A 10,987-nucleotide genomic window follows, 5' to 3' on the forward strand; every position below is an offset into this window, starting at 1 on the left:
CTTGCTCGCGAAAGCGCCGGGTCAGTGAAATCGATGCTGACTGACCCACCGCCTTCGGGAGCAAGCCCCCTCCCACACTGGTCTTCACTGCTCACAAAACTTGCTGGCGCCCTATAAACCTGTGGGAGCGGGCTTGCTCGCGAAGGGGCCTCGTCAGTCAATACATGCATTGGCTGGCCCACCGCTTTCGCGAGCAGGCTCACTCCTACATTGCTTGCGTCGTTCACAAAACGGAACTGCCGCCCCCTCGCATCAGTCGCATGAACAGGCAGACCCCATTCAGAGGAGTAAACGTGTCCAGCGATCCCAAACGTCACGCCGTCGACGCGCCTGACATTCATCGCATGCGCGTGCTGACGGTCAACACCCACAAGGGCTTCACCGCGTTGAATCGGCGCTTCATTCTCCCGGAACTGCGCGAAGCGGTGCGCAGCACTTCGGCCGATCTGGTGTTCCTGCAAGAAGTGGTCGGTGAACACGAGCGCCATTCGAGCCGCTACAACGAATGGCCGCAAACCTCGCAGTACGAATTTCTGGCGGACAGCATGTGGAGCGATTTTGCCTACGGGCGTAACGCGGTGTATCCCGATGGCCATCACGGCAACGCACTGCTGTCCAAATACCCGATTCGCGAATACCGCAACCTCGACGTGTCGATCACCGGCCCGGAACGCCGGGGCCTGTTGCACTGTGTGCTGGATGTGCCGGGGCATGCTGAGGTTCATGCGATCTGCGTGCATTTGAGCCTGCTGGAAAGCCATCGCCAATTGCAGTTGCAACTGCTCTGCCAGTTGCTGGAATCCCTGCCCGATGACGCCCCGGTGATCATCGCCGGCGATTTCAACGACTGGCAGTTGCAGGGTAATGCCACCCTCGCCCGACGCGACTACCTGCACGAAGCCTTCGAACGCCATCACGGCCGCCCGGCGAAAACCTACCCGGCGCGTTTTCCGTTACTGCGCCTGGACCGCATCTACTTGCGCAACGCGAGTAGCCATGATCCGCAGATCCTCGGCAACAAGCCCTGGACGCACCTGTCCGATCACCTGCCGCTGGCGGTTGAAGTGCACCTGTAACCACGATGCGGCGCACGACCGTTCGTCAGTCGGAGCGGCTGAGGGGGCAAATTTCTTCTACACCTTCCGAAGCTGAAGGATCGGCGACTTCAGAACGTTAGGGTACACACCTTATGTAGTTCCTCAACTCCAGAGGCTTTTTTTTGGGTCCGGCACCCTACAAGGATGAACTTCCCATCGTCACGCAGGGAATTGACATGCCAGCTATCAGAACGTTGAGGACTTTGCCGCATACCTTCGTCTTGCCCGCTTGCCTCGGGCTGCTCGTCAGCCCGCCGGCCTGGTCCGCCTGCGTGCTGACACCCGGCGCAGGCAACGACAGCTATTCATGTGACAGCGGCAGTAGCGGCCCGCTCACCGACCTCTCGGGTAACAACAGTCTGACCTTTCCTGCCAACGGCAACGGCCAGATCAATGGCAGCGTAACCTTCGGCAACGGCGCCGACCGGGTCGAGATGAACTCCGGCAGAATCACGCTGCAATTGAGCCAGGGCGGCGGAATTGATGACTTTGTGATGACCGGCGGCCAGATTGGCTTCCTTGCCCAGGGCGACGGTCGTGACACCTTCCTGATGACTGGCGGCGCCATCGACTCGGCGTTTGAGGATGGCGATGTCGCGCGCATGACCGGCGGCACCATTGGCCGGGTTGACATGAAACTCGACAACAATTTTTTCGATCTGTCCGGCGGGCAAATCTTCGGTAATCTGGTCACCGGCTTCGGCACTGACACCATCATCGTCTCCGGCGGGCGCATCGGCGGTAACGTGAGTGTCAGCGGTGGCAACGACAGCATCACGGTGACCGGTGGCGAAATCGTCGGCGAGATTCGCGCCAGTGCCGGTGATGACACATTGTCGTGGAGCGGCGGGATCATCCGCTCGGCGATCCTGCTGGACGCCGGTAATGACCGCGCGACGTTGAATGGCCTCGATGACAGCCTTATCGCGCTTCCCCCCAGGATCGATGGCGGTGTCGGCAGTGATGCGCTGACGCTCGACAACACCCGAACGGCGCTGCCTGAACGCTTTGTCAATTGGGAGACGGTGAACGTGAGCAATGGCTCGCAACTGGACCTGGGGTTTTCCAGCCTGTCGCTGGGGGACGCGGATACCGGCACCGGTGTATTGAACCTTGACGGCAACAGCACCTTGCTTTCCACCCAGGGCGTGATTAGATCTGCGCTGGCCGGGCAGACGGCAACCTTCAACAATGGCGGGGTCATCGACCTGGCCCGCAACAGCAATCGCACCGACGATACGCTGACGGTACAGGGCAACTATGTCGGTAATAGCGGCCAGTTACTGCTGCAAACCAGCGTCGGTGGTGATGATTCGCCAAGCGACAGACTGGTGGTCAACAATGGCACCCTGAGTGGCGCCACCGTCATCACCGTCGACAACCTTGGCGGGCTGGGCGCACTGACCCGACTCAACGGCATCCAGCTGGTCCAGGCCCAAGGCAGCACGGTTAGCACGGATAACGCCTTCACCCTCAACGGCCCGGTGTCGGCCGGGGCTTATGACTACTACCTGTTCAAGGGCGGCGTGACGGCCGGCAGCGAAAACAGTTGGTACTTGCGCTCAGCCGTTGTTTCGCCGCAGGTGATCAGCGTACCCAACCCGGATCCGGCGTTGCCGCCGATCCTCGTGCCGGTGACAGCCGTGCCCATAGCGGCCGTGGCACCGGCCGGGAGCGCACCGTTACCGGTATTGCCCGCCGCCGTGGCCGGGGCCGCACCGATTCCACTGTACCGACCGGAAGTCCCGACGTGGTCGGTGCTGCCACCCGCCGCCGCCCAACTGACGCTCAATGCGTTGGGCACTTTTCACGATCGCCAGGGTGATCAGCGCCTGCTCAAGGAGACCGGCGCATTCAGTGCCGGCTGGGCTCGGGTCTACGGCAAGAATCTCGAGCAAACCTGGACCGGCACCGTCACCCCACGGCTGGATGGCTCGCTCAACGGTTTTCAGGCGGGCAACGATCTGTACAGCGCACAAACCGTGGGCGGTCAAACCCAGCGTGTGGGTTTCTTCGTCGGGCATAGTCGCCTGCGAGGCGATGTCGATGGCTTCAATGAAGGCTTTCAAGGCAATAGCGCCGGCAAGATCAAGCTTGAGGGCGACAGCTATGGCCTGTACTGGACACTGATCGATCCCTCCGGCGGGTACATCGATGCCGTCGTGATGGGCACCCGTTTCGACGGCGACAATCATTCCGATCGCGGGATCAAACTGGACAACCGCGGACATGCGCTGACGCTGTCGGCCGAAGCCGGTTATCCGTTCGCGATCAATGACACCTGGGTGATCGAGCCGCAGGCTCAGGTCATTCACCAGAAAATTTCCCTCGACAGCCAGAACGACGGTATCTCAAAGGTCTCGTTCGATTCGGACAGCGCCTGGACCGGCCGTCTCGGTGCTCGCCTCAAGGGACGCTATCACGTCAGCAGCCTGCCGCTGGAACCCTACCTTCGCACCAACCTGTGGCATACGTTCTCCGGCACCGACACGGTGACCTTCGGAACCAGCGATGTCATTACCACGCAACAGAAATCCTCTTCGGCGGATATCGGTCTTGGCGTCGTGCTCACACTCGATCGCGCCGTCAGTATTTTTGCCAGCACCGATTACAGCCGAAATATTGACAGCAATGACTCGCGTGGCGTCGTCGGCAACCTGGGCGTGCGCATTAGCTGGTAGACCTTCCGTCGGCAATAAAGCGGCTGCATCGCGCAGCCGCCATTGCGATTCTCCATTCAAACAGACACTTAGTTATCCGCCAAAAAACAAGCGCTTGCGCTGCCTGTTTTATAACGACCGCTCATCGTTCAATTTCTTGACGGACAGCCGTAGCTCTTCTTATCTCAAGCTTACTACCCCCGGAAACACTCACCGGGGCTGACCCCCAGGCACTCGCAAAATCGAGCGGCCACGGTTCGCCCCGCCCCATTCGGTCGCCCCTCATTCGGGGTAGGAGAGACGCCAGAATCGAGATGCCGCATGCGCCTGCAAGGTAGACCTCCATGAAAACTTCGCTCACCTCACACGAGATCAAAATCACTATCTGCACAGTGTCGAGTTCTGTCCTGCTGTGCTCATCCATGGAGGTGCAGGCAGGCCCTGCGGCGGATGAAGCCACCCCGTGGTATCGCGCGGATGTACCGGTCATGACCCTGCCTGCGACCGTCATTACGCCCGGGCCGCAGCGCCTTGATCCACGCCGCGACTTGTCGGGCAGCCGCCTCATGACCGAAGAACTCGCCCCGGGCGCCTGGGATCAGCTCTACGGCAAAAGCGCCCGCCAGGCCCAGACCGACGTGCTGTCTTCAGGCTTTGCGACACCCGGCAGCGGAGACTTCAAGGGCCCCGCGGTGTTGACCCTGCGAAGCGCCAGCCATACCCAGAAGATCGGCCTGATCGGAGGGGTCAATCAGATTCAAGGCAACACCAGCGGCTTGTACAACAGTCGCGCCCAAGCCGATGCCGGAACCGACACCCTTAACCTGCAAGGCCAAAGCCTGGGCGCCTACTACAGCCTGATCGGTGCGCAGGGCTGGCACGTCGACCTGTCGGCCAGCGGTGGCCGGGTCAGTGGTTTCAGCCGCAACGGCCAAGGCGCCCGACAAGTCACCGAAGGCACCGCGATGACTTTTTCCGTGGAAGGCGGCTATCCCATCGGCCTGAGCGACCACTGGGTGGTCGAACCGCAAGCGCAATTGATCAACCAGCGCATCAGCCTCGACACGCCATACGCCGGATCCGGCAATGCTTCATCCTCGGACCTGACGTCGTGGAGCGGCCGTGTCGGCGCACGCTTGAAAGGCAGTTATGACTTGAACGGCCTGCCGGTCGAACCGTATGTGCGCACCAACCTCTGGCACACCGTGTATACCGGCAACACGGTAACGCTGGATCAGGTAGACAAGATCAGCAGCAGCCGCAAGTCATCGACGGTCGAACTGGGGCTGGGTCTGGTGGCGCGGGTGACGCCGGCAGTGAGTCTGTATGTCAGCGCTGATTACAGCAGCGATGTCGATGACAACGATTTGAATGGGATCATTGGCAGCCTGGGGGTACGGATGCGCTGGTGATTTTCAGATCACCGAAAATCCCCTGTGGGAGATGTACAGGCGGGAAGTCATGGTTGGCTGTAATGCCGCTATCGCGAGCAGGCTCACTCCTACAGGTGAACGCATTCCAAATTGTAGGAGTGAGCCTGCTCGCGATGGCAGCGACGCGGTTTCGAATCAGCCCTGCGGCTTAAGAATCAACACCGCCAACGGCGGCAGATTCAGCTCCAGCGACAAGGCCTGGCCATGGCTCGGCACTTCTTCGGCAAGCGCCCCGCCGCCGTTGCCGTAATTGGAGCCGGCGTAGATGTCGGCATCGCTGTTGAGCAACTCTGCCCAGCGTCCGGCAAACGGCACGCCCACCCGGTAGCCCTGACGCGGCACCGGAGTGAAGTTGGCGACCACCAGCACTGGCGCGCCGTCCTTGCTCCAGCGCAGCCACGCATAAACGCTGTTGATCGCATCATCGCCAATCAACCACTGGAAGCCTTGAGGCGCGTCGTCCTGATCGTGCAGGGCCGGCTCCTCGCGATACAGGCGGTTGAGATCGCCAACCAGTTTCTGCACGCCCTTGTGCTCGGAATACTGCAGCAGGTACCAGTCCAGTTGCTGATCGTGGTTCCACTCACGCCACTGGCCGAACTCGCAGCCCATGAACAGGAGCTTCTTGCCCGGATGAGTCCACATGAAACTCAGGTAGGCGCGCAGGTTGGCGAATTTCTGCCAGCGATCGCCGGGCATCTTGTCGATCAGCGAGTGCTTGCCGTGCACCACTTCGTCATGGGAGATCGGCAGAATGAAACGCTCGGACCAAGCGTAGACCAGGCCGAAACTCAGTTCGTTGTGGTGGTGCGCGCGGTACACCGGGTCCTGCTGAATGTAATGCAGCGAATCGTGCATCCAGCCCATGTTCCATTTATACGCAAAGCCCAGTCCGCCCTGCTGCGTGCTTTGGCTGACGCCCGGCCAGGCAGTCGACTCTTCGGCAATCACCAGTGCGCCCGGCGCCTCGAGCGCGACCACGTCGTTCAAGTGCCGCAGGAAGTCGATGGCTTCAAGGTTCTCGCGTCCGCCATGGCGGTTCGGCACCCACTCCCCGGCCTTGCGTGAATAGTCGCGATAAAGCATCGAGGCCACCGCGTCGACACGCAGGCCATCGACATGGAAATGCTTGAGCCAGTGCAGCGCCGACGCCAGCATGTAGCCGTGCACTTCGGTACGGCCGAGGTTGTAGATCAGCGTGTCCCAATCCTGATGGAAACCCTCCAGCGGATTACCGTATTCGTACAGGGCGGTGCCGTCGAACTGCGCCAGACCGTGGGTATCGGTGGGGAAATGCGCCGGCACCCAGTCGAGGATCACGCCGATGTCCGCCTGGTGGCAGGCATTGACGAACGCAGCGAATTGCTCCGGCGTGCCGTAACGCGCGCTCGGGGCGAACTGCGAGAGCAACTGATAACCCCAGGAACCGCCGAACGGGTGTTCCATGATCGGCATCAGTTCGATGTGGGTGAACCCCAGCTCCTTGACGTAAGGAATCAGCCGTTCGGCCAGTTCCGGCCAGGTGTACTGGCGCGCGACTTCGCCCAGGTCGTCCAGCTCGCACTGCCAGGAACCGGCGTGCAGCTCGTAGATCGACAATGGCTTTGAATGCTGGTGCCGATCCTGGCGCGCACTCATCCAGTCCTGATCCTGCCAGTCGATCTGCAAGGGCGACGCGACTTTCGAGGCGGTGTCCGGTGGCAGGCTGGTGGCCAGCGCCATCGGGTCGGCCTTGAGCGGCAGAATGCCGTGGGCGCCAAGGATTTCGTATTTGTACAGCTCGCCGGCTTGCAGGCGCGGAATGAACAGCTCCCAGACCCCGGACGGATGGCGCAGACGCATCGGATGCCGGCGCCCGTCCCAGACGTTGAAATCACCGACCACCGACACCCGCCGGGCATTCGGCGCCCAGACCGCAAAGCGCACCCCGTCGACGCCATCGACGGTTTTCAGTTGGGCACCGAGGCAAGCGCTGAGATCGCGGTGATTGCCCTCGGCAAACAGGTACAAATCCATCTCGCCGAGCAACTGCCCGAAGCTATAGGGATCTTCCGTAACCTGTTCGCCGCCCGCCCAGCGCGTGCGCAACAGATACGGCCGTGCCTGATCGAAATGGCCGACAAACAATCCCGGCGTTTCGGTCATCTGCAGCGGCCCGCGTTCTTCACCGCTGTCCTTGTCCAGCACGACAACGCTCAGCGCACCGGGCAGGTAGGCACGGATGTACTCCCCGCCGACGCCATCGCCGTGGGGGCCAAGAATCGAAAACGGGTCCTGATGTTCTGCCCGCACCAATGCGTCGATATCACGTGCCGAGGGCAACAATGCTTGTTTGACCACACCCTGTTCCTTGTTCGAGAAACTCATGACTACTCTCCACCAAGATCGGAAAAGGGTTTAAGCCCTGCCAATAATCCATACAAACCGTGCAATGGCACGGGCAGCCACGTCGGGCGGTTTTCCGCCTCATAGGCCACTTCATAGGCCGCTTTTTCCAGGCCGAACAACGCCAGCGCAGCGTCGGCGCCTTCCGGGTCTTGCCAGGCATGTTCAAGACTAGCTGCCGCCTCACGATATGCCTGTACAAATGCCTCGCGGGCTTCACGCAGATAGCGCTCGGCGACCCGTTGGCGCGCCGCTTCGGCTTCAGGGCTGTTGTCGACGTTGTGCACGTTGATGGTCATTGCCGCCGCGTAATCGAAGGAACGCAGCACACCGCTGACATCCTTGTACGGGCTGTGCTTGCCACGACGCTCACTCAACGGCCGCGCCGGTTCGCCCTCGAAGTCGATCAGATAGGCATCGCCCTTGATCACCAGTACCTGGCCCAAATGCAAGTCGCCATGCACACGAATGCGTAAACCGCCGGTGGCTTTTTTCGCCAGATCCTGCACATGGGCGAGGATGGTTTTCTTCTCGTCGAGCAGACGCTTGACCAGTTTCTGGTCCGCTGCGTTCAGTTCGCCCTGATGCTCCTTGAGCAATTTCAAGGCGTGTTCGACCTGTGCCGTCACGTCCTTGCCGGTGGCCTGCATGTCTTTGCCTGAAGACACTTGCGCAGCAAAGTCGGCATTGTCGGTTGGCGCGGCGAGCACCTGATGCATCTCGCCCAGACGCTGCCCGAGCATGCCGGCAAAGTCCTTCAATTCGCCCAAGGCGTTGTAATGCTGCTCCTGTTCCGAGACGGCATCGGCCAGTTCATCGCGCAACGCCCGTTCAAGGTTGTTCTGTGTCCACTCCCAGGCGTCGCCCTGATTACTCAGATAACCCTGAGCGATCATCAACAGGTTGTCCTGCCCCTGCGCATCGCGGCGAATCACCGATCCCAGCAACGGAGAGATATTGGCAAATCCGGCCTCGGTCAGGTAAGCGCTCATCTCCAGTTCCGGGTGTACGCCAGAAGCGACTTTACGTATCAGCTTAAGCACCAGGCTGTTGCCGATCACCACTGAGCTGTTCGATTGCTCGGCGGACAGGTAACGCACGTCCGGCTCGGCGCCGAGGCCGAGTTTTTCCAGGTGCGGGGTCTGTTCGAAGCGGATTTCACCCTCGCTCGATGCCAGCACGGTGTTGTTCTGCATGCCTTGCAGCACAGCGCGGACGAAGGTTTCCAGGCTGAACGCATCGGTGATCAAGCCGACCTGACGCACACGGCGCACGCGCGACAGCGCCAATTGCTGCGGCAACGGTGGGCCGACGTGATCTTCGGCAATGAAGCCGAACGGCAGCTGATAGCGGCTGGTCTGGCCCGCGCTGGTGACGTCGATCTCGCTGAGCAGCACCGGATGCTGCGCGTCGCCGAAGCGCACGCCGTAGGCCAGATTGACCTTCTCGATGGCCGCGTCCTTGCCGGCGAACCAGCGACGGTTCTGCAGCCAGCTCGGCAGGATGTTTTGCTCCAGCGTCGTGCGCGACGGCGCTTCGAGCAGTTCTTCCATGCGTTTTTTCAGCACCAGCGTGGTGAAGTCCGGCAGGCTCTGCGCCGGTTCGACGTGCCAGCTCGGCATCTGGTTTTCTGCGGCGAGGGCGAACCAGTAGAAGCCGTACGGCGCCAGGGTCAGCAGGAAATTCAACTGGCCGATCGGCGGAAACGCGTTACCGCCGAGCATCTCCACCGGCACCATGCCGACGTAAGCCGACAAGTCCAGTTCCACGGCCTGCGCACTGCGCGAGACGTTGGCCACGCACAGGATGATTTCATGCTTGCCATCGGCGTCGGTGTATTCGCGGGTGTAAGCGAGCACGCGGCGGTTGGTCGGCGAGAGCATTTTCAACGTGCCACGGCCGAAGGCTTTCGACTGCTTGCGCACGGCCAGCAGGCGCCGCGTCCAGTTCAGCAGCGAATGTGGATCGCCGGACTGGGTCTCGACGTTGACCGACTGATAGCCGTACAACGGGTCCATGATCGGCGGCAGCACCAGGCTGGCCGGATCCGCGCGGGAGAAGCCGCCATTACGGTCGATCGACCACTGCATCGGCGTGCGTACGCCGTCACGGTCGCCAAGATAGATGTTGTCACCCATGCCGATTTCGTCACCGTAATACAGGGTCGGCGTGCCGGGCATCGACAGCAGCAGACTGTTGAGCAGTTCGATGCGACGGCGATCACGCTCCATCAGCGGCGCGAGACGACGGCGAATACCCAGGTTGATTCGTGCGCGACGGTCAGCCGCGTAGTAATTCCACAGGTAGTCGCGCTCGCGGTCGGTGACCATTTCCAAGGTCAATTCATCGTGGTTGCGCAGGAAAATCGCCCATTGGCAGTTCGCAGGGATTTCCGGGGTCTGACGCAAAATGTCGGTGATCGGGAAGCGATCCTCCTGAGCCAGCGCCATGTACATGCGCGGCATCAGCGGGAAGTGAAAGGCCATGTGGCACTCATCGCCATTCACCCCGGCAGCGTCGGTGTTTCCGAAATACAGCTGGGTGTCCTCCGGCCACTGATTGGCCTCGGCCAGCAACATGCGGTCGGGATAGTTGGCGTCGATTTCGGCGCGAATCTGCTTGAGTACGTCATGGGTTTCGGGGAGGTTTTCGTTGTTGGTGCCATCGCGTTCGATCAGGTACGGGATCGCGTCCAGGCGCAGGCCGTCGATGCCCATGTCCAGCCAGTAACGCATCACCGACAGCACCGCTTTCATCACCTGCGGGTTATCAAAGTTCAAGTCCGGCTGGTGCGAGTAGAAACGGTGCCAGAAGTACTGGCCGGCGACGGGATCCCAGGTCCAGTTGGATTTTTCCGTGTCGAGAAAAATGATCCGCGTGCCGTCGTATTTCTGATCGTCATCGGACCACACGTAAAAATCCCGCGCCGCCGAACCCGGCTTGGCTTTGCGCGCGCGCTGGAACCACGGGTGCTGGTCCGAGGTGTGGTTGATGACCAACTCAGTGATCACCCGCAAACCGCGCTTGTGCGCTTCGGCGATGAAACGCTTGGCGTCGGCCATGGTCCCGTAATCGCTGTGCACGCCACGGTATTCGGCAATGTCGTAGCCGTCGTCACGGCGCGGCGAAGGATAGAACGGTAACAGCCAGATGGTGTTGACGCCCAGGTCGGCGATGTAATCGAGTTTGGCGATCAGCCCGGGAAAATCGCCGATACCGTCGTTGTTGGAGTCGAAAAACGATTTGACGTGAACCTGATAGATCACCGCATCCTTGTACCAGAGCGGGTCTTTGATGAAGGCAGCGGCCTTGGGTTTCTTCGCCATGTGGAACTCCTGAAAAATTCACTAATACCACCGAGGGACTCGCATTGGTGCCCCCTGTGGCGAGGGGATTTATCCCCGTTGGGGCG

General features: G+C 60.9%; 5 protein-coding genes. 3 read left to right on the forward strand and 2 right to left on the reverse strand.

All coding sequences use genetic code 11. The annotated features are described in order from the left end of the window. Positions 1-293 precede the first annotated feature (293 nt). From HU765_RS26235 to HU765_RS26245, 3 genes are all read left to right on the forward strand, one after another. Positions 294-1,076 carry an endonuclease/exonuclease/phosphatase family protein gene (locus HU765_RS26235; RefSeq protein ID WP_186623984.1) on the forward strand — a complete coding sequence of 261 codons (783 nt, stop codon included), beginning with the start codon at positions 294-296 and terminating at the stop codon, positions 1,074-1,076. Positions 1,077-1,273: 197 nt separating this feature from the next. Further along, positions 1,274-3,778 carry an autotransporter outer membrane beta-barrel domain-containing protein gene (locus tag HU765_RS26240; RefSeq protein ID WP_186623986.1) on the forward strand — a complete coding sequence of 835 codons (2,505 nt, stop codon included), beginning with the start codon at positions 1,274-1,276 and terminating at the stop codon, positions 3,776-3,778. 323 nt (positions 3,779-4,101) lie between these two features. Then, positions 4,102-5,169: an autotransporter outer membrane beta-barrel domain-containing protein gene (locus HU765_RS26245; RefSeq protein ID WP_186623988.1), complete on the forward strand. Its 1,068-nt coding sequence runs from the start codon at positions 4,102-4,104 to the stop codon at positions 5,167-5,169. 156 nt (positions 5,170-5,325) lie between these two features. Here HU765_RS26245 and glgB read toward each other — a convergent pair whose 3' ends face one another. Next, positions 5,326-7,557, reverse strand: a complete 2,232-nt coding sequence (gene glgB / locus HU765_RS26250) for a 1,4-alpha-glucan branching protein GlgB (protein WP_186623989.1) — start codon at positions 7,555-7,557, stop codon at positions 5,326-5,328. A 2-nt stretch (positions 7,558-7,559) separates the two neighbouring features. Further along, on the reverse strand, positions 7,560-10,901 hold the full coding sequence (gene treS, locus HU765_RS26255) for a maltose alpha-D-glucosyltransferase (protein WP_186623993.1): 3,342 nt from the start codon (positions 10,899-10,901) through the stop codon (positions 7,560-7,562). Positions 10,902-10,987: the final 86 nt, after the last annotated feature.

The sequence above is a fragment of the Pseudomonas sp. SWRI81 genome, assembly GCF_014268545.1.
Taxonomy (GTDB): domain Bacteria; phylum Pseudomonadota; class Gammaproteobacteria; order Pseudomonadales; family Pseudomonadaceae; genus Aquipseudomonas; species Aquipseudomonas hamedanensis.